The following is a 17,549-nucleotide window of genomic DNA, read 5'->3' as shown; positions in this document are numbered from 1 at the left end:
ATCAGCCGCAGCAAGACCGGCGGAACCTCGCGGGCCCCGCCGGCCAAGCTGCAAATCCTTGTGGATATTCGGGTCTTCGGCACCGAGACGGGCCCGCAGGCCTGTCCTCGCCGAAGGTCCCGGTGCGATTCCGCACCTTTTTCCAGGTCTAAAGTCGCGAACCGCCGGCCCGGTGCCCCGCCGATCAGGCCGGTTGCGGCAGGCCGGCCTTCTCCAGCGCCGCGTGCTGGCGGGCGGCGAGGTCGTCGAGGGAGAAGCGGTCGATCTGGGCCTCGAACAGGCGGTGGTAGTTCAACTCCGAACGCAGGTGCAGGAACACCGCGCCGAGGCCCACCGCCGCCCGGTCCATGAACACGAATTCCCGCGGCACCGTCACCGGACCGCGCTCCTTGAGGGCGCGGTGGACCTCGAAGGCCTGGCGCCGGCCGTACTCGCCCGGCTTGACGCCGTCCGCCACCGTGCGGACCCGGTCCTCGAGCAGCGGCCCGTAGATGAAGCGGGCCCAGATGTTGAGGATGTCGACGAGCTCCCGGGTGAGGTTGCGAAAACCCCAGCTCTCGTAGGCGTGGACGATGCGGGCCTCGTCGCCGTGCAGCAGCCCCTTGTAGAGGTCGACCACGCCGCCGACGAACCGGGGATGGAAGATGCGGATGCAGCCGTAATCGAGCAGGTTGATTCCCATGGGTTCGTGCCCCTTGGGCTCGCCGCCCTCGGAGAACACCGTGTAGTTGCCGAGATGGGGATCGCCGTGGATCACCGCGGCGCTGCTGAAGGGGTGCCACCAGGCCTGGAACATCGCGTGCGCCAGACGGTTGCGCACCTCCAGCGGGCCGTCGGTGAAGGTCAGGATCTTCTCGCCCTCGAGCCAGCCCTGGGTGAGCAGGCGCTTGGTCGAGAGGTCGGGATACACGACCGGGACCCGCACCGTCTCGATGCCCTTGAGCACGTCGGCGTAGAGGGCGGCGTGCTTGGCCTCGCGGGTGTAGTCGAGCTCCTCGCGCACCCGGTCGCCGATCTCCTTGCCGATCTCGCGGGTGTCGATGACCGAGCTGATGCGCCGGTGCAGCGCGAAGGCGAGTTCGAGCTGCTTCAGGTCCGCCTCGACGGCGGATTGCATGTCCGGATACTGCAGCTTGCAGGCGAGCGCCGTGCCGTCCAGGCTCTCGGCCCGGTGGACCTGGCCGAGGGAGGCGGCGGCTGCCGGGCGCAGCGAGAACTGGCCGAAGCGGCTCTGCCACTGGGGCCCGAGCTCGGCCGCCATGCGGCGCTTGACGAAGGCCGCGCCCATCGGCGGCGCCTCGGATTGCAGCTTCTGCAGCTCCGCGGCGTATTCGGGCGGCAGCAGGTCCGGCACGGTGGCGAGCAGCTGCGCCACCTTCATGATCGGCCCTTTCAGGCCGCCCAGCGCCTGGGCGAGGGCGGCGGCGCTCGTCACGTCCTCGCCCTTGCGGCCGAGGAGACGCGCGCCGGCCATCCGGGCGGCGACGCCGCCCACATTGGCGCCGACCTTCGCGTAGCGGGCGGCGCGGGCGGAGAAGCGATTGGCTTCGCTGTCGGAGGCGGACATGCGGGATGAGGCTCGTTTCGAGTTCGCGCGCAACGGTCTCACGCGCCGGAATTCGAGCCTTAGATAAGCCCGGGCTCCCGGGCCGCCAGGGCGACCGGACAGCGCGGGTCGGCCCCGCCGGACCTCAGGTCTGTCGCAGCGCGGCGCGCAGGACCCGTACCATCTCCTCGATGGCGCCGTCCTGGTCCTGGGCGCGGACCGCGTAGTCGACCGAGGCGTCGAGGTGGGTGCTGATGAGCTGGAGCACCGCCTCGCGCACCGCCGCCGTGATGGCGTTCATCTGCTGCACCTCGTCGAGGCAGTAGCGGTCCTCCTGCACCATGGCCTGGAGGCCGCGCACCTGGCCCTCGATGCGCTTGAGGCGCTGGAGGATAGGCTTTTTCTCCTCCTCGGTGCGGCGGATCTGGAGGCGCCCGTCGACGTACTGGTAATCCATGATGTGCCTTCCCCGACCGTGGGTCCGCCTCGTCCGGGGGCGCGGGCGGCCCGGGCGACGTCGGGTCTGGTGATCGATTGCCGCCCTGTCCCTGAGGAACGGCAACCGATCTTACATCATGGGCGCACAGGTCAAGCTCAATCTTGGCGCCCGGCCCGCGCGCCCTCGCGCCTGATGGCCTAGGTCTTGCGTGCTTAGGTCTTGCTGTTGGTGACCGGAGCCGAGGTCATCTGCTCCTTCTGCGCGGCGGAATCCGGCCGGGCCGGCCCGAGCACCGGTTCCTCGCCGAGGGGCTCGAAGGCCCGGAAGTAGAACTGGCCCTTGCCGTCGATCGACGGGCCCTCCGAGTACCGGCCCGGCGGAACCGGGGTCCCGTTGCGCTCGGTGCCCATGAACATGTAGCTGAACTCCTGCGCCTCCTTCGACTGGTCGAAGCTGTTGGGCACCGGCAGCCCCTCCTTCAGGCCGCCCATGTCCTCGATGATTGCCAGCCATTGCTGCTGGTGCATCGTATCGCGGGCGATCAGGAAGCTGAGCATGTCCTGCATGCCCTTGTCGTGGGTGGAGTTGTAGAGCCGCACCGCCAGGATCCGGCCGGTCGCCTCCGCCGCCACGTTGCAGAACATGTCGCCGACGAGGTTGCCGCTGGCATAGACGTGCGAGCAGTCGAACGGGGCGCCGTCGCAATCGACCGGCAGGGCCGCCATGCCGGTGGAGAGCAGATGGCGCTGGAGCATGCCCTCGACGACGTGGCGCGGGCGCTCGCCGCCCATCACCGCGCCGACGATCGGGTTGGCCTGGGCGGAGGTCTCCTGAAGCGTCGCCGGCGCGTCCTCGAGGTTGAGGGCCACCGCCGTCGACAGCATCTCGATGTGGCTGATCTCCTCCGTGGCGGTGTTGAGCAGCACGTCGCGGTACTTCGTGCTCGGCCCGCGGGCGCCCCAGGCCTGGAAGAAGTACTGCAGGCAGACGCGGATCTCGCCCTCGATGCCGCCGATCGCCTGCTGGAGCTGGCGGGCGAACAGGGGATCGGGCTTCTCCACCTTCACCGGATATTGCAGACGCTTGTCGTGGTAGTACATCGGGGTCTCCTGACCGTTCGTCGGGGTGATCCCGGGCGCGGTACGCCGCTGACGCCACCTGAGATGATCATACTCAGTATGGGTATTGGAATCGCCGACCAACGCCTCGCCGGTGCGGTGGTTCGAGCGTGGCGGGCGGGTTTTTTCGTGGGGGAGGGGTAATCGCCTCCGTCCCGCTCTTCGCGGGGGCAGGGCTGTCCGGGGAATATCCGCCCTCGTCCGCTCACCGGAAAATTGTGCGGACCGCAGCCGCATCTGGTCCAGATGTCGAACGACACGCTCGACGCGTACGAGACGCGGCAAAACCGGGCACCGGCCACCGCCGATCCCGGTCTCACGCCTTCATCGAAGACATCCAACCAAACAGAGGTTTGGTGGAGCTGAGGGGATTCGAACCCCTGACCTCCGCAGTGCGATTGCGGCGCTCTCCCATCTGAGCTACAGCCCCGCCGTAAGCGGGTATATGTCGTATCGCCGAGGCGATGTCACTACCCGGTGGCTCCGTACCACCTGCCTGCCACCTTGCCAACCCTGCGTTAATCACGAAGGGCAGGCCTGGTGGAGCTGAGGGGATTCGAACCCCTGACCTCCGCAGTGCGATTGCGGCGCTCTCCCATCTGAGCTACAGCCCCGTCCGAGGCGGGTGCCTTGTAGGCCGGCCCTTCTCAGCCTGTCAATTCCCTTGGTGGGCCCGCCGCGATGCGATTGCGCGCGGGTGCCCCGGGCTCGCACGGACCGCGCATGCGCTCGATTCTCTGGCTCATCGACAACATCATCACGCTCTACGTGTACCTGCTCATCGCCAGCGCCGTGCTGAGCTGGCTCGTGGCCTTCAACGTGGTCAACGTGCGCAACCCGATCGTGTCGCAGATCGGGGAGTTCCTGTTCCGCGTGACCGAGCCGGCCCTGCGGCCGATCCGGCGGATCCTGCCGAATCTCGGCGGCATCGACATCTCTCCGATCATCCTGGTCCTCGGCCTGTTCTTCCTGCGCAACCTGATGTTCGAGCTCCTCTCCGGCATGGTCTGAGACCGTGCTCCCAAGCCGGCCCCCGCCCTGGCGGGTCACCCCGGAGGGGATCGAGGTCCGGATCCGGGCCACCCCGCGGGGCGGGCGCGACGCCCTCGACGGCGTCGAGACCCGGGACGACGGCACCGCGGTGCTGAAGGTCCGGGTACGGGCGGCGCCGGAGGACGGCGCCGCCAACGCGGCGATCCGGGACGTGCTGCGGCGCGCCCTCGGCCTGCCGGCCTCCGCGGTGACCCTCGCCACCGGGGCCACCGCGCGCATCAAGCTGTTTCGCGTCGCCGGCGACGGGCCGGCCCTGGCGGAGCGGCTGCAGAGCCTGACCGGCGGGGCTTGACCATAGGGCGGGCCTGACCCTCAAATCGCCGGGAGAGGCCCGCCTGTCCGAGCGGCCCGAAACCACCCAGAGCCTGCCGGGCCCCACGCCCGGCAGGCTCTCGCACGAGATAGAGCATTTTCCGACGAAGTGGATACCGGTTCGTCGAAGAAAATGCGGCAAAATCAATGACCTAGAGCACTGCCCGATTGCAACGCGATCGGGTAGTGCTCCGGACTCTCGCAAGGGGCGACGATGAAGACCAATCCGGGCCGTTTCTTCGAGGATTTCCGCCTCGGGGAGACCATCCGCCATGCCACGCCGCGGACGGTCACCACCGGCGACGTGGCGCTCTACACCGCGCTCTACGGCCCGCGCTTCGCGGTGCAATCCTCCGACGCCTTCGCGGCGGCCTTCGGCTACGCCCGGGCGCCCCTCGACGACCTGCTGGTGTTCCACGTCGTGTTCGGCAAGACGGTGCCGGACATCTCGCTCAACGCGGTCGCCAATCTCGGCTACGCGGAGGGACGCTTCCTGCGCCCGGTCTATCCGGGCGAGACCCTGAACGCGGTCTCGGAGGTGATCGGCCTCAAGGAGAGCTCGAACCGCCAGACCGGCGTGGTCTATGTCCGCTCCACCGGATACGACGCACAGGGCGAGGCGGTGCTGAGCTATTGCCGGTGGGTGCTGGTGCGCAAGCGCGACCCCGAGGCGAAGATCGCCGAAGAGGCGGTGCCGAGCCTCGCCAAGGCGGTGGCGCCCGAGGACCTGGCCGCCGCCCTGCCGTCCCTGAAGCCGGACGCCTACGATCTCGGCCTCGCCGGCAGCCCGCACCGCTTCGGTGATTATGAGGTGGGCGAGCGCATCGACCACGTCGACGGCATGACCGTCGAGGAGGCCGAGCACCAGATCGCCACCCGGTTGTTCCAGAACACAGCGAAGGTCCATTTCGACGGCTACGCCGCCAAGGACACCCGCTTCGGCAAGCGGCTGATCTATGGCGGCCACGTCATTTCGCTCGCCCGGGCTCTCAGCTTCAACGGGCTCGGCAACGCTTTCTCGATCGCCGGCATCAATGCCGGGCGCCACGTCGCACCGCTGTTCGCCGGCGACACGGTCTATGCCTGGAGCGAGGTTCTGGCGACCGCCGAGCTGCCCGGGCGCCGGGATGTCGGGGCGCTTCGCCTGCGCACGATCGCGACCAAGAACCAGCCCTGCACCGCCCATCCCGACAAGGCCGGCGAGGCGACCGACCCGGCGGTGATCCTCGACCTCGATTACTGGGTGCTGATGCCGCGCTGAGGATCGGCGCCGGCCGGGCGCCTCCTGGCTCGCCATCGGCGCAAGACCTTGCGCCGATGGCCGTCTCCGGCTCGCGGTCGCCGTTGCGTAAGACTTAATTCACGGCTCGCTTGTACTGACAGCGGAGGACGAACCGGACTGATTTCCCGATGCTGAAGCGCTTCGCACGCAAAGACGGCTTTCTCAACCTGCTCGCGACGCGCGCCGGGGTGGGCTTGTGGGAGGTCGTCCCGTATCGGGGTGACCTCGCGCATCCGAAGACCCAGGTGACCTGGACGCCGGAATTCCGCCGCATCGTCGGCTACCCCTCGGTCGAGGCCTATCCGGACAAGCTGGAATCGTGGTCGAGCCGGATTTTTCGCGATGACGTCGACCGGATCATGTCGGCCTTCGCGGCGGCGATCAAGGACGTGGCGAACCAGGGCGCCTACGACGTCAAGTACCGGATCGTGATGCCGGACGGGACGCCGCGCTGGTTCCGCGCCACCGGCGGCGCGTCCTACGACGCGCACGGCGTCCCGCTGCGGATCTGCGGCTCGCTCGTCGACATCCACGCCGAGATGGAGGCCAGGGCCGCCGACGAGGCGCGCACCCAGCGGTTCGAGGCGCTGGTCGCGGCCTTCGCCCAGGATTCTTCGGCCTTGTTCTCGCGCCTGACCGGCGCCGCCACGGAGATGCAGTCGGCCGCCGCCGCGATGGCCGGCACCGCCGACCAGACCAGCGCCCGCTCGAGCGAGGTGGCGGGCTCCGCCCGGCAGACCTCGGCCAATATCGGCACCGTCGCGGCGGCCTCCGAGGAGCTCGGCAGCTCGGTCCACGAGATCGGCCGCCAGGTCCAGGGCTCGGCCGGCCTCGCGGAAGCCGCGGTGGTCGAGGCCGACGCGACCCAGCGCCTGGTGCAGGAGCTGAGCGGCGCGGTGAGCAAGATCGGCGACGTCGTGAGCCTGATCTCGTCGATCGCCGGGCAGACCAACCTGCTCGCGCTCAACGCCACGATCGAGGCGGCGCGCGCCGGCGAGGCGGGACGGGGCTTCGCGGTCGTCGCCGCGGAGGTCAAGGAACTCGCCAACCAGACCGCCAAGGCCACCGACGAGATCTCCTCGCAGATCGCCCGGATCCAGGACTCGACCGCCCAGGCGGTCTCGGCGATCGGCGGCTTCGGCGCGCGGATCCGCGAGATCAGCTCCGTGACGACGGCGATCGCCGCCGCGGTCGAGGAGCAGAACGCCGCGACCCAGGAGATCGTCCGCAACGTCTCCCAGGCCGCGACCGGGGCCGGCGACGTGATGAGCGGCACCGCGAGCGTCTCGGCCTCCGCCGAGGAGACCGGCCACAACGCCGCGCGGGTGATCGGCGCCTCGTCCGAGGTCTCGGACCGCTCCCGCGAGCTGAGCGCGCAGACCGACGCCTTCCTCAGGAGCGTCCGGGCGGCCTGACCGACGCCGGAGAGCCGCGCTCAGGCGTCGGTCCGGGCGGCGGTGAAGCGGCGGAACGCCTCCAGCGTCTCGCGGCTGACATGGTGCTCGATGCCCTCGGCGTCGCAGCGCGCCACGTCGGGGCTGACGCCGAGGGCGAGCAGGAACGATTCGACGATGCGGTGGCGCTCCCGCGCCTCCGCGGCCAGCGCCCGGCCGGCCTCGGTGAGGAAGACGCCGCGATAGGGGCGCTGCTGCACCAGGCCGTCCTCGGCCAGTCGCTTGAGCATCTTGGCCACCGTCGGCTGGGCCACGCCGAGGCGGGCCGCGATGTCGACCTGGCGCGCCTCGCCGCCGTCGCCGATGAGGTCGGCGATCAGCTCGACGTAATCCTCCACCAGTTCGAGCCGGCGCGCCTCGCGCACCTGCCGGAAGCCGGCGGAATGCGCCTCGGCATCGACCAGGGCGGCGGGCTCGCGCGGGTGATCGGAATCCTGCATGGGGTGGGGTCGTCGCCTCGTCTGTCGCCGTCGGATGACACCGTCTTACCCGAGGCAGTCTTACCCGAGGAAGGGCCGGGTGTGCAGGTCCTCGAGGATCGCGTTCCCACACGCATTCCCGGCCCCGCGCGCTCTCACTCCTGCGGCGCCCGCAGATGGGCGACGAAGTCCTGGGCAAAGGGGGGCAGGGCGGCGAGGTCGCGCAGGCAGATCGTCAGGTCGCGCACCGCCCAAGGGTCCTCCAGGGCCACGATGGCGATGCCCATGGTGCGGGCGGCCCGGCGCGCGGTCGTCTCCGGCACGATGCCGAGGCCGACGCCGCACTCGACGAGGCGGCACACCGCGTCGAAGCCGCGCAGCTGCACCCGCAGGCGCAGGGGCTGGCCGCTGCGCCCGGCCTTGCCGGCGAGGAAGCGGGTGAGGGCGCTCGCCCGGTCGAGCCCGACGAGGTCGTGGCCCAGCACCTCGGCGAAGGGGACCGAGGCCCGCCCGGCGAGGGGATGGCCCTCCGCCACCACCAGCACGAAACGGTCGCGGCGAAACGGGTGGGTCTCGAGGCTGCCGGTCTCGACCGTGCCGGCGACGAGGCCGAGATCCGCCGCGCCCTCGGCGACGAGGCCGACGATCTCGTCCGACAGCCGCTCCTCGATGTCGACGCTCACCCCCGGATGCAGGGCGAGATAGGCCGAGAGCACCTCGGGCAGGAATTCGGTCAGCGCATTGGTGTTCGATAAGACCCGGATCTGCCCCGCCGCGCCGCCCGCGAAGGCGGCGAGATCCCCCTGCAGCCGCTCGACATTGCCGAGGATCTGGCGGGCATGCGCGAGCAGCGTGCGCCCGGCCGGGGTCGGCGTGACGCCGAGCCGCGCCCGCGTGAGGAGGGCGGCGCCGAGCGAGGCCTCCATGCTGCGGATGCGGTGGCTCGCCGCGGCGAGCGCCAGGTTGGCGCGGTTCGCCCCGTGGGTGATCGAGCCCGCCTCGACGACGTGGCGGAACAGGCTGAGGTCGACGAGATCGAAATGCATGGCGGCGCCTCCCGGGCGACGGCCCGTCCCCGGGCGATCGTTTCGCCGGCCGCGAAGGTAGATCGCGCCGGCCCACGATGACCAGGGGCGCGTCCAGCCTTCGCGGACGACGAAGCCTGGGTCAACGAGAACCGCATTGCGAATTGGACGCGTTCCAGGGAGACAGGCGGATGGATCTGTCACCCGGCCCGCCTTGCGGCCACGTTGCGCTCGCGCGGCGGAGCCGGTAGGTGACCCACTTTAGAGCCGGTACAGACCAGGACTTCTCGAGGATCACGATGGCGGACACCGCAAGGCCTACGAACCCCGCCGGCAGACCGGTCGTGCGACCGCTCTCGCCCCATCTCCAGATCTACCGCTGGACCTGGACCATGGCGATGTCGGTGGCCCACCGCATCACCGGCGTCGCGCTCTACGGCGGCACCGCGCTGCTCGCCCTCTGGCTGGTCGCGCTCGCTGCTGGTCCCGGCGCCTACGGCCCGGTGGCGTGGTTCTTCGGCTCGATCCTCGGGCGGCTGATCCTGTTCGTCTATACCTGGATCCTGCTGCACCACATGCTCGGCGGCATCCGCCACCTCGTTTGGGACTTCGGCCGTGGCATGGAGCCCGGCACCCGCATCGCGATGGCCCGCTTCACCCTGATCGGCTCGACCGCCCTGACGGTGCTGATCTGGATCGTCGCCCTCGTGGCGCGCTGAGGAGAGGACGACACATGGCCGACAACCGCCCCGAGATCCGTCCCTCGATCCGCACGCCGCGCGCCCGCGTCAGCGGCCTCGGTGCCGCCCATCACGGCACCCGCGAGTGGTGGATGCACCGCGTCACCGCGGTCTCCAACGTGCCCCTCGTCCTCGCCTTCGTGGTGATCGTCGCCCTGATGGCCGGCCGGCCTTATCCGGAGGCGGCCGCCCTGGTGTCGCACCCGCTGGTGGCGATCCTGCTGATCCTTGGCGTCCTCTCGGTCACCAACCACATGCGGATGGGCTTGCAGATCGTCATCGAGGACTACGTCCACGACAAGGGTCTGCGCATCGCCGCGGTGATCGCCAACAACTTCTACTGCGTCGTCGTCGCGGTCGCCTGCCTCTACGCCATCGTGCGCGTGAGCCTGCGGGCCTTCGCGTAACGACAGACTGCGTAACGCCAGAACGGGAACCTCGCCCATGGCCTCCACCGCTTCCGCCGCGCCGGCCCAGAACGGCAAGGCGTACACCATCATCGACCACAGCTTCGACGTCGTCATCGTCGGCGCCGGCGGCGCCGGCCTGCGCGCCACCGTCGGCTGCTCGCAGGCCGGGCTTCGCACCGCCTGCATCACCAAGGTCTTCCCGACCCGCTCGCACACCGTGGCGGCGCAGGGCGGCATCTCGGCCTCGCTCGGCAACATGGGCCCGGACGACTGGCGCTGGCACATGTACGACACCGTGAAGGGGTCGGACTGGCTCGGCGACCAGGACGCGATCGAGTACCTCGTGCGCAACGCGCCGGCCGCGGTCTACGAGCTCGAGCATTGGGGCGTGCCGTTCTCGCGCACCGCCGAGGGCAAGATCTACCAGCGCCCGTTCGGCGGCATGACCACCGATTACGGCAAGGGCACCGCCCAGCGCACCTGCGCGGCGGCCGACCGCACCGGCCACGCCATGCTGCACACCCTCTACGGCCAGGCCGTGAAGGCGCAGACCAACTTCTTCATCGAGTACTTCGCCCTCGACCTGATCATGGACGAGGAGGGGCGCTGCCGCGGCGTGATCGCCATCGACCAGGCGACCGGCGAGATCCACCGCTTCCGCGCCGCCACGACGGTGCTCGCCACCGGCGGCTACGGCCGCGCCTATTTCTCGGCGACCTCGGCCCATACCTGCACCGGTGACGGCAACGCGATGGTGCTGCGGGCGGGCCTCGCGCTTGAGGACATGGAGTTCGTCCAGTTCCACCCGACCGGCATCTACGGCGCCGGCTGCCTCATCACCGAGGGCTCGCGCGGCGAGGGCGGCTACCTGACGAATTCCGAGGGTGAGCGCTTCATGGAGCGCTACGCCCCCTCGGCCAAGGACCTCGCCTCGCGCGACGTGGTCTCGCGCTCCATGACCATGGAGATCCGCGCCGGCCGCGGCGTCGGCAAGAACAAGGACCACATCTTCCTCCACCTCGACCACCTCGACCCGAAGATCCTGCACGAGCGCCTGCCCGGCATCTCGGAGAGCGCGAAGATCTTCGCCGGCGTCGACGTGACCAAGGAGCCGATCCCGGTCATCCCGACCGTCCACTACAACATGGGCGGCATCCCGACGAACTTCCACGGCGAGGTGCTGACCCTGAAGGACGGCAACCCCGACCACGTGGTGCCGGGCCTGATGGCGATCGGCGAGGCGGCCTGCGTCTCCGTCCACGGCGCTAACCGGCTGGGCTCGAACTCGCTCATCGACCTCGTGGTGTTCGGCCGCGCCGCCGGCCTGCGCTGCGCCGAGACGGTAGAGAAGGGCGGCCGCCTGCCGGAGCTGCCGAAGGATTCCGCCGATAAGGCGCTCTCCCGCCTCGACCGCTTCCGCTACGCCAATGGCGGCACGCCGACGGCGGAGCTGCGCCTCGAAATGCAGAAGACGATGCAGAACAACTGCGCCGTGTTCCGCACCGGCGAGGTGCTGGAGGAGGGCAAGGGCCTGATCCACAAGGTCTGGGCCGGCGCCGAGGACGTGAAGGTGACCGACCGCTCGCTGGTCTGGAACACCGACCTGCTGGAGACCCTGGAATTCGACAACCTGATCGGCCAGGCCGTCGTCACCATGGAATCCGCCGCCAACCGGACCGAGTCGCGCGGGGCGCACGCCCGCGAGGACTTCCCGGACCGCGACGACAAGCAGTGGATGAAGCACACGCTCGCCTGGCTCGACCCCGACGCCCGCAAGGTCGCGATCGATTACCGGCCGGTCCACACCTACACGATGTCGAACGACATCGCGTATATCGAGCCGAAGGCGCGCGTGTACTGAGGAGCTGAAGCGATGCGCGATCTGACGATCAGGAACGTCGACGACGAGACTGTGGAGCAGATCGCGTCGCTGGCGCAAAGGCATGGCCATTCGGTCGAGCACGAGGTGTTGATGCTGCTGCGTGAAGCACTCAGCACCACCGCAGCGCGGCCACGCAGCCGCGCAGAAGCGGCTCGGCAGATCGCCGCGCTCGCACCGCGCGGCGTCAACCAGACTGATAGCGCACTGCTGGTTCGGGAAGACCGCGACCGATGAGGTTGGTCGTCGATACGTCGGTCGCGATCAAGTGGGTCTCGCCTGAGGTCGGGCATCAAGTCGCACTCGACCTCTTGGACTCGGATGCCGAGTTTCTCGCGCCCGATCTACTGTTCGCCGAGTTCGCGAACGTCCTTCGCAAGAAGATCAAGGCGGGAGAGGCGTCGATCGAACAGGCCGAAGCGGCTTGCAGGCAACTGCCCGGCTTCCTCTCGTCCGTGATCCCGGCGCTCCTGCTGTTCGAACGGGCTTTGCAGATTTCGGTCGAGATCAATCACCCGGTCTATGACTGCGTCTTCCTTGCCTGTGCGGAGCAGAATGGCGTGCGGCTCGTGACCGCCGACGAAAAGATGATGCAGCGGGTAGAGAGCCGAGGTTTGTCTCACCTCGTCATCAGTCTGGATGATACCCTCCGCCTTGCCGAGGATAGGCCGCAAACTGCAATATCCGACTCCCAAGCCGTAGCGATGATGGCTCTGCACGATCGTCTCAGCCGGACCTTCGCGTTCATCCAGGAACAAGCCGTCCCACCATCGACGGCATTTCGGTTCGTACCATCTGAGGTTTACGCGTCAGCATTCGAATCGCCGGTATATGTTCGCCTCATGAGAGCAATCGGTACGCTCTCGCGTGATCAGATGCGGGACCTCGTTGCGCTCTGCTGGCTCGGGCGCGGGCACGAAGGAACGGATTGGCCGGGACTTCAGGCCCGAGCCGAAACGATGCTCGGCGCCTCGTCCACCGACCACCGTCCCTACATCATCTCCCTGCTGTCGGATCTGCGCTCAGGGCTGCACCGCCTGAAAGACGACATACAACTTCACTCGAAAAATCGAGAACTCTGATGGCCCAATTCAACCTCCCCAAAGGCTCCCAGTACACCGAGGGCAAGACCTGGCCGAAGCCGGCCGGGGCCAAGAACGTCCAGGAGTTCCGGATCTACCGCTGGAACCAGGACGACGGCGCCAACCCGCGGATCGACACCTACTACGTCGACCGCGACGATTGCGGCCCGATGGTCCTCGACGCGCTGCTGTGGATCAAGAACAAGGTCGACGCGACCCTGACCTTCCGGCGTTCCTGCCGCGAAGGCATCTGCGGCTCCTGCGCCATGAACATCATGGGGCAGAACACGCTGGCCTGTACGCTCGGCATCGACGACTGCAAGTCGAGCCAAGTCAAGATCTATCCGCTACCGCACATGCCGGTGCTGAAGGATCTGGTCCCCGACCTGACCTCGTTCTTCGCCCAGCACGCTGCGATTGAGCCCTGGTTGCAGACCGAGACCCCGTCGCCCGAGAAGGAGTGGCGCCAGACCCCCGAGGACCGCGCGCGGCTCGACGGGCTCTACGAGTGCATCCTGTGCGCCTGCTGCACCACCTCGTGCCCGAGCTACTGGTGGAACGGCGACCGCTTCCTCGGCCCGGCGGCCCTGCTCCAGGCCTATCGCTGGCTGATCGACAGCCGCGACGAGAATACCGGCGAGCGCCTCGACGGGCTGCACGACCCGTTCCGGCTCTATCGCTGCCACACTATCATGAATTGCGCCAATACCTGCCCGAAGGGCCTGAACCCGGCCAAGGCCATCGCCGAGATCAAGAAGATGATGGTGGCGCGCGAGGTCTGACCGGACCCAGCATGCATCCGGTGCGGCCGACTGGGTCCTGTCGGCCACACCCTCTCGAAAAGGCGCCTTCGGGCGCTTTTGTCGTTGGGGAAACCCCTGCACGTGCCCTCCCGGGATCGTATTTGCCGGGCACAACCGATCCCCGAAGAACGGCCGCCGCCGGCCAGACCCGGATTGCCGCAGGACCCCTCGATGCCGCGTCAGATTCTCTGCACCGTCGCCGCCCTGGCTCTCGCCGCGAGCGCCGGCGCCTGCTCCTCGTCGCGCTTCGACACCGGGGGAATCGGCGCCTCCGCGCGCCCGGCGCCGCGGGCGGCCCGGCCGCTGCCGCCGGAGGAGCCGGATCTCGGCCCCGGCCTGTCCTCGGGCCCGGTGACCTCGGCGCCCCTGGCCCCGCCGCCCGGCGCCGCGGCCGCGCCTCCCGGCCCGGTCGTCGCCAATCCCGGCGGTCCGATCGTGGCGGAGGCGAGCCCCCCGCCGGTGCAGCAGCAGGCCGCCATCGCTTCCCCGCCGCCGCCTCCCGTGGTGTCGAGCGGCGGGCGCTCGGGCGTCGTCGGCGGCTGGACCGCCAAGGACGCCACCGGCGCGAGCTGCCGGGTCAACCTCGCCAGCACCCCGGCCCTCGACCTCTACAAGGCCTCGTCCACCGGCTGCGCCAACAAGGACCTCGCCAAGGTCACCGCCTGGGACTATCGCGACGGCGAGGTCTACCTCTACCAGCCCGGCGGCACGGTCGCGGCGCGCCTGCGCCCGGCCGGCGGCGCCATGGACGGCGCGCTGTCGAAATCCGGCGCCCCCCTCGCGATGGTGCGGTAAGGGACCTACTCCGCCGCGCTGAGCCGGAAGGCGGGCCGCGGCGGCACCGCTTGGCCGGCCATGCGGCGGCAATCGGCGATGGTGGAGCGGGCGGTCTCGATCGCGATCATGACCGCCGCCATGGTGCGGGTGTCGGTCTCGCGCTCGCGGGTGTAGCGGACCACGTCCGCCGCCAGGGTGTCGACCTCGCCGGTCAGGGCGTCGAGCCCGGCCGGATCGGCCCGGCGGGCCTCGGCCAGGATCTCGAGCAGGCGGTCCATCACCACGTCGATCCGCTCGCGCCGCAGGCGGCGCAGGCGCTGGCGCAGCCAGGCGAGCGCCGAGCCGAAACCGCCGCCGAGCACCGCCAGCAGGTAGATCCAGTCGCCGTAGCGCTCGATGAAGCCCTGCTGCTCGCGCTCGTAATAGTCGATCGCGCCGGGATGGATCGGCAGCCGCGCGCTCGTCGCCTCGGCGGTGGTCTCGTAGGCCGGGGCGGCGACGTAATCGGCCGCCGGCGTCGCGTCGGAGAGCCGCGAGCGCAATTCGAACAGGTGCTGGGTCACGTCCGCCGCCACGGTGCGGCTCATCGTGGCCCGGGCCATCAGCCGGTACGAGGCGCCGACCGTCTTCACCTCCTCCTCCGGCACCTTCGGGCTGCCGCCGAACAGGCCGGCCGGCACCGTCACCGCCTGGAGCCGGGGCAGCCGCTCGATGATCGCCGGTCCGTCCTCGACGCCGACGAACGCGACCTTGCGGGTCCGGCTCGCCGCCTGGACCGTGGCGACGAGGCGCAACGCCATCGGGGCGGCCGGCGCGATCACCGCCACCACCGCGTCGATGCGCTTCTCCGCGAAGGCGCCGGCGAGGTCTTCTTCCGCCAGAGGCACCAGCCGCACCTGACCGGCCGGAATCGGGCCGGACCCGCCCTCCTGCAAGGTGAGGCCGTAATAGCCCATCAGGCTCTTCAACAGCCACAGATCGGCGTCGCGGTGAGCCACGATGCCGAGGCGCTTGCGGGCGAGGTCCGGGAAGGTGGTGATGCCCGACGGCGCCGGCGAGGCGATCAGCATCGCCTGATCGCGCAGGATCGCGAGGGTCAGGCCGTTCGCCGGCAGGTCGACATCCGGACGCACCACGGCGAGATCGGCCTTGCCTTGTTCGAGCGCCTTGGCGCTCTCGCGCACGTCGTCGAAGGGCAGAATGCGCAGGCGCACCCCCTTCTGGGTGCTCTTCAGGGCCTCCGCATAGGCGCGGATCAGCGCCGGCTCGGTCCCGTCCCGGGGCGCCACCGCGATGGTGAGCGTGGTCGCCTGCAGCACGTAGAGCGCCACCGCCGCCGCGATGGTCAGCACCAGGCTGGTGACCAGGAAGATGCGCTCGGGCCGGAACGCTCTCGTCATCGCGCGGACACGTCCTCCCTCCGGGTCGAGGCCTCCGGATAGAACCGGGGGAGGGTGGTCCGGGTTGCGCGGCGCGCGTGTCGCAGGGAGAGGTCGGTTACGGGTTGACCCGCACCCCGACCAGATACGTGTCCGAATGATAGCTCGACCCGATCGCCGTGCTGCGCAGCAACTCCCGGGCGTAGCTCGCCCGGATGCCGAGCCAGCGGTTGAGGCGGTAATCGAGCCGGACACCGGCGCTGTAGCCCTGCTCGCGGATGCTGGTGCCCTGGTAGTCGTTGCTGATCAGGGTGCCGGTCAGCGTCAAGCGCAAGTTGCGGCGCAGGTCGTGGGTGATCTCGGCGACGGCGGTGCGGGTGAGGATCCCGCTCGCCCCCGGCACGATGGTCTCGAGCACGCCGGTCGAGGCGCCGACCCGCAGCGAGGTGAGGGCGGTCGCCGCCCAGGTCACCGAGCCGTCGATCACCGGGCCGGTCACGTCGCGCAGGCGGCTGTCGGCGTAGTGACGCGACAGGTAGCCGGCGGAGACCTCGCCGGCGAGCAGCCGGCTGAACTCGAAGCTCGACCCGGCGCGCACAGTCACGCCGTCGGAATCGCGCCGCAGGCCTGACTGGTCGACCGCGAAATCGTGGATCCTGGTGTCGACCAGGGTGTCGACGAAGGGGGTGAAGCCGGGGCGGATCTCGTAGCCGGTGCGCAGGCGCAGGCCGAGCTGGTTGGCGTTGCGGTCGTCCTGGCGCAGGAAGGTCCCGTCGGCGAGCTGGGCGTTCTCGAAGGTCTGGCGGTCGATCAGGCCCGCCACCGTCACCTGCAGCCGGTTGAAGTTCTGCGTGACCCCGACGGTACCGCCATAGGCGGCGACGAGGGGCCGGTCGCGGACCTGGGCGTTCAGGTCCGGGCTGCCGGCGCGCTGGGTCGAGATCGCGTAGCGGCCCTCGACGTCGACCTTGGTGTCGCGGGCGACGTCGAGGCGCAGCCGCATCGCCCCGTCGCCGTCCGGCCGGTTGGCGTTGCGGTTGTCCGGATAGTTGAAGTAGCCGAAGCGCGCCTCGCCGGTGAGCGAGTGGGACGACCAGTCGCTCTCGACGCGCAGTTCGCCCTGGCTGCGCAGCGCCATCGAGCCGCGGCGATAGATCGAGCGGTCGGGGTTCGAATCATAGCCGACGCTCTGCTGCAGGGCCGGGAACAGGGTGAGGCTGCCGACCCGGATGCCGAGCGGCCCGTAGGGGTCGAGGGGATCGAGGGTGCGCCGGCGCAGCAGCGGCACCGCGCCGGCGAGGTCGGGGAGTCCCGAGACCGGGATCTGCACGGTCGGGCGCAGGCGCGCATCCTCCGCCGTGCCCTGCTGGGTCGTCTGGCGGGTGATCGCGGTGGTGGGCGGGCGCGTGCGCCGCTGGGGTAGGGTGCGCGGCCTTGCACCGGAGCGGGCGCCCGCGCCCGGCCGGCCGACGCCGCGGGCTAGGCCGCCCTGAAGCGCCGGGTTGGTGGCCCGGAGCGCGAAGGTGCCGGGATCCTGACCGCCCGGGAGCGGGCCGGCCAGGAACGGATCCCCCGGCCCCTGACCGAGGCTCGTCCCCTGGCCGAGATTCATCCCCTGGCCGAGGTCCTGGCCCGGTGCCGCATTCGGGCCGAGTCCTTGCGCCGCGACCGGGCCCGCGCCGAGCAGGGAGGCCGCCAGCATCAGGGCCGGGATGCCGGGACCGGCCTGTCCGGATGTTCGCCGCTCGTCCGCCACGGGCCTGCCGCTCCGCTCAGTCCCGCCACGTCCGGCGAGCCATCATGGTTAAGAGCGTTACAACCCGTAGGGTTA

Annotated in this window: 18 protein-coding genes and 2 tRNA genes; 11 read left to right on the top strand and 9 right to left on the bottom strand. The window is 69.8% G+C overall.

All coding sequences use genetic code 11. The features are described 5' to 3' along the window. Nucleotides 1-184: 184 nt before the first annotated feature. The 5 genes from ABZT49_RS29295 to ABZT49_RS29275 form a co-directional block, all read right to left on the bottom strand. Nucleotides 185-1,567, bottom strand: a complete 1,383-nt coding sequence (locus ABZT49_RS29295) for an AarF/ABC1/UbiB kinase family protein (protein ID WP_355291418.1) — start codon at nucleotides 1,565-1,567, stop codon at nucleotides 185-187. A 124-nt stretch (nucleotides 1,568-1,691) separates the two neighbouring features. Next, nucleotides 1,692-2,003, bottom strand: a complete 312-nt coding sequence (locus ABZT49_RS29290; RefSeq protein WP_048452223.1) for a metal-sensitive transcriptional regulator — start codon at nucleotides 2,001-2,003, stop codon at nucleotides 1,692-1,694. Nucleotides 2,004-2,197: 194 nt separating this feature from the next. Beyond that, nucleotides 2,198-3,085 (bottom strand): manganese catalase family protein, encoded by an 888-nt coding sequence (locus ABZT49_RS29285; RefSeq protein WP_355291416.1) that lies wholly within the window; start codon nucleotides 3,083-3,085, stop codon nucleotides 2,198-2,200. 372 nt (nucleotides 3,086-3,457) lie between these two features. After that, a tRNA-Ala gene (locus ABZT49_RS29280) sits at nucleotides 3,458-3,533 on the bottom strand. Nucleotides 3,534-3,641: 108 nt separating this feature from the next. After that, nucleotides 3,642-3,717 (bottom strand) — tRNA-Ala (locus ABZT49_RS29275). A 109-nt stretch (nucleotides 3,718-3,826) separates the two neighbouring features. On the opposite strand from ABZT49_RS29275, the gene ABZT49_RS29270 reads away from it, so the two are divergent. The 4 genes from ABZT49_RS29270 to ABZT49_RS29255 all read left to right on the top strand — a co-directional run bounded on the left by ABZT49_RS29270 (nucleotide 3,827) and on the right by ABZT49_RS29255 (nucleotide 7,165). Beyond that, a complete protein-coding gene (locus ABZT49_RS29270) occupies nucleotides 3,827-4,114 on the top strand; it encodes a YggT family protein (RefSeq protein WP_355291414.1) in 288 nt (95 codons plus the stop codon). A 4-nt stretch (nucleotides 4,115-4,118) separates the two neighbouring features. Next, the gene (locus ABZT49_RS29265) at nucleotides 4,119-4,448 is read left to right on the top strand and encodes a DUF167 family protein (RefSeq protein WP_355291413.1); all 330 of its coding nucleotides are present in this window, start codon (nucleotides 4,119-4,121) and stop codon (nucleotides 4,446-4,448) included. A 234-nt stretch (nucleotides 4,449-4,682) separates the two neighbouring features. Next, a complete protein-coding gene (locus ABZT49_RS29260) occupies nucleotides 4,683-5,729 on the top strand; it encodes a MaoC family dehydratase (RefSeq protein ID WP_355291412.1) in 1,047 nt (348 codons plus the stop codon). Nucleotides 5,730-5,878: 149 nt separating this feature from the next. Further along, nucleotides 5,879-7,165 (top strand): methyl-accepting chemotaxis protein, encoded by a 1,287-nt coding sequence (locus ABZT49_RS29255; RefSeq protein WP_355291410.1) that lies wholly within the window; start codon nucleotides 5,879-5,881, stop codon nucleotides 7,163-7,165. A 20-nt stretch (nucleotides 7,166-7,185) separates the two neighbouring features. Here ABZT49_RS29255 and mntR read toward each other — a convergent pair whose 3' ends face one another. Together mntR and ABZT49_RS29245 are read right to left on the bottom strand one after the other, a co-directional pair. After that, nucleotides 7,186-7,644, bottom strand: a complete 459-nt coding sequence (gene mntR, locus ABZT49_RS29250; RefSeq protein WP_355291408.1) for a manganese-binding transcriptional regulator MntR — start codon at nucleotides 7,642-7,644, stop codon at nucleotides 7,186-7,188. Nucleotides 7,645-7,778: 134 nt separating this feature from the next. Beyond that, nucleotides 7,779-8,669 carry a LysR substrate-binding domain-containing protein gene (locus ABZT49_RS29245; RefSeq protein WP_355291406.1) on the bottom strand — a complete coding sequence of 297 codons (891 nt, stop codon included), beginning with the start codon at nucleotides 8,667-8,669 and terminating at the stop codon, nucleotides 7,779-7,781. Between the two features lie 278 nt (nucleotides 8,670-8,947). Between ABZT49_RS29245 and sdhC the strand changes: the two genes are divergently transcribed. From sdhC to ABZT49_RS29210, 7 genes are all read left to right on the top strand, one after another. Then, nucleotides 8,948-9,367 (top strand): succinate dehydrogenase, cytochrome b556 subunit, encoded by a 420-nt coding sequence (gene sdhC, locus ABZT49_RS29240; protein ID WP_355291404.1) that lies wholly within the window; start codon nucleotides 8,948-8,950, stop codon nucleotides 9,365-9,367. Nucleotides 9,368-9,381: 14 nt separating this feature from the next. Continuing rightward, the gene (sdhD, locus tag ABZT49_RS29235; RefSeq protein WP_355291402.1) at nucleotides 9,382-9,795 is read left to right on the top strand and encodes a succinate dehydrogenase, hydrophobic membrane anchor protein; all 414 of its coding nucleotides are present in this window, start codon (nucleotides 9,382-9,384) and stop codon (nucleotides 9,793-9,795) included. 37 nt (nucleotides 9,796-9,832) lie between these two features. Further along, entirely contained in the window at nucleotides 9,833-11,659 is a 1,827-nt protein-coding gene (gene sdhA, locus ABZT49_RS29230) for a succinate dehydrogenase flavoprotein subunit (protein ID WP_355291401.1), read from the top strand. A gap of 12 nt (nucleotides 11,660-11,671) precedes the next feature. Beyond that, nucleotides 11,672-11,914: a FitA-like ribbon-helix-helix domain-containing protein gene (locus ABZT49_RS29225; protein ID WP_355291399.1), complete on the top strand. Its 243-nt coding sequence runs from the start codon at nucleotides 11,672-11,674 to the stop codon at nucleotides 11,912-11,914. Continuing rightward, nucleotides 11,911-12,759 (top strand): PIN domain-containing protein, encoded by an 849-nt coding sequence (locus ABZT49_RS29220; RefSeq protein WP_355291397.1) that lies wholly within the window; start codon nucleotides 11,911-11,913, stop codon nucleotides 12,757-12,759. The genes ABZT49_RS29225 and ABZT49_RS29220 overlap by 4 nt, the downstream gene beginning before the upstream one ends. Then, nucleotides 12,759-13,541 (top strand): succinate dehydrogenase iron-sulfur subunit, encoded by a 783-nt coding sequence (locus ABZT49_RS29215; RefSeq protein WP_355291396.1) that lies wholly within the window; start codon nucleotides 12,759-12,761, stop codon nucleotides 13,539-13,541. Before ABZT49_RS29220 ends, ABZT49_RS29215 begins: the two co-directional genes overlap by 1 nt. 192 nt (nucleotides 13,542-13,733) lie before the next feature. Then, entirely contained in the window at nucleotides 13,734-14,357 is a 624-nt protein-coding gene (locus tag ABZT49_RS29210) for an AprI/Inh family metalloprotease inhibitor (RefSeq protein ID WP_355291394.1), read from the top strand. Nucleotides 14,358-14,362: 5 nt separating this feature from the next. Here the strand turns inward: ABZT49_RS29210 and ABZT49_RS29205 are convergent, their stop codons facing one another. Both ABZT49_RS29205 and ABZT49_RS29200 read right to left on the bottom strand, forming a co-directional pair. Beyond that, nucleotides 14,363-15,739, bottom strand: a complete 1,377-nt coding sequence (locus tag ABZT49_RS29205; protein ID WP_355291392.1) for a TAXI family TRAP transporter solute-binding subunit — start codon at nucleotides 15,737-15,739, stop codon at nucleotides 14,363-14,365. A 97-nt stretch (nucleotides 15,740-15,836) separates the two neighbouring features. After that, nucleotides 15,837-17,474 (bottom strand): outer membrane beta-barrel protein, encoded by a 1,638-nt coding sequence (locus ABZT49_RS29200; protein ID WP_355291390.1) that lies wholly within the window; start codon nucleotides 17,472-17,474, stop codon nucleotides 15,837-15,839. Between the last annotated feature and the right edge of the window lie 75 nt (nucleotides 17,475-17,549).

It is taken from the genome of Methylobacterium sp. EM32, assembly GCF_040593685.1.
In the GTDB taxonomy this organism is placed as follows: Bacteria; Pseudomonadota; Alphaproteobacteria; order Rhizobiales; family Beijerinckiaceae; genus Methylobacterium.
This window is presented reverse-complemented; position numbering and strand designations above follow the sequence as displayed.

What these genes read in the sequence shown, in the direction of transcription:
- ABZT49_RS29220 (WP_355291397.1), top strand. Translation starts at nt 11,911, where the DNA reads ATGAGGTTGGTCGTCGATACGTCGGTCGCGATCAAGTGGGTCTCGCCT.
- ABZT49_RS29245 (WP_355291406.1), bottom strand. Translation starts at nt 8,669, where the DNA reads ATGCATTTCGATCTCGTCGACCTCAGCCTGTTCCGCCACGTCGTCGAG.
- mntR (WP_355291408.1), bottom strand. Translation starts at nt 7,644, where the DNA reads ATGCAGGATTCCGATCACCCGCGCGAGCCCGCCGCCCTGGTCGATGCC.
- ABZT49_RS29210 (WP_355291394.1), top strand. Translation starts at nt 13,734, where the DNA reads ATGCCGCGTCAGATTCTCTGCACCGTCGCCGCCCTGGCTCTCGCCGCG.
- ABZT49_RS29260 (WP_355291412.1), top strand. Translation starts at nt 4,683, where the DNA reads ATGAAGACCAATCCGGGCCGTTTCTTCGAGGATTTCCGCCTCGGGGAG.
- sdhD (WP_355291402.1), top strand. Translation starts at nt 9,382, where the DNA reads ATGGCCGACAACCGCCCCGAGATCCGTCCCTCGATCCGCACGCCGCGC.
- ABZT49_RS29290 (WP_048452223.1), bottom strand. Translation starts at nt 2,003, where the DNA reads ATGGATTACCAGTACGTCGACGGGCGCCTCCAGATCCGCCGCACCGAG.
- ABZT49_RS29295 (WP_355291418.1), bottom strand. Translation starts at nt 1,567, where the DNA reads ATGTCCGCCTCCGACAGCGAAGCCAATCGCTTCTCCGCCCGCGCCGCC.
- ABZT49_RS29215 (WP_355291396.1), top strand. Translation starts at nt 12,759, where the DNA reads ATGGCCCAATTCAACCTCCCCAAAGGCTCCCAGTACACCGAGGGCAAG.
- ABZT49_RS29205 (WP_355291392.1), bottom strand. Translation starts at nt 15,739, where the DNA reads ATGACGAGAGCGTTCCGGCCCGAGCGCATCTTCCTGGTCACCAGCCTG.
- ABZT49_RS29285 (WP_355291416.1), bottom strand. Translation starts at nt 3,085, where the DNA reads ATGTACTACCACGACAAGCGTCTGCAATATCCGGTGAAGGTGGAGAAG.
- sdhC (WP_355291404.1), top strand. Translation starts at nt 8,948, where the DNA reads ATGGCGGACACCGCAAGGCCTACGAACCCCGCCGGCAGACCGGTCGTG.
- ABZT49_RS29255 (WP_355291410.1), top strand. Translation starts at nt 5,879, where the DNA reads ATGCTGAAGCGCTTCGCACGCAAAGACGGCTTTCTCAACCTGCTCGCG.
- sdhA (WP_355291401.1), top strand. Translation starts at nt 9,833, where the DNA reads ATGGCCTCCACCGCTTCCGCCGCGCCGGCCCAGAACGGCAAGGCGTAC.
- ABZT49_RS29270 (WP_355291414.1), top strand. Translation starts at nt 3,827, where the DNA reads ATGCGCTCGATTCTCTGGCTCATCGACAACATCATCACGCTCTACGTG.
- ABZT49_RS29225 (WP_355291399.1), top strand. Translation starts at nt 11,672, where the DNA reads ATGCGCGATCTGACGATCAGGAACGTCGACGACGAGACTGTGGAGCAG.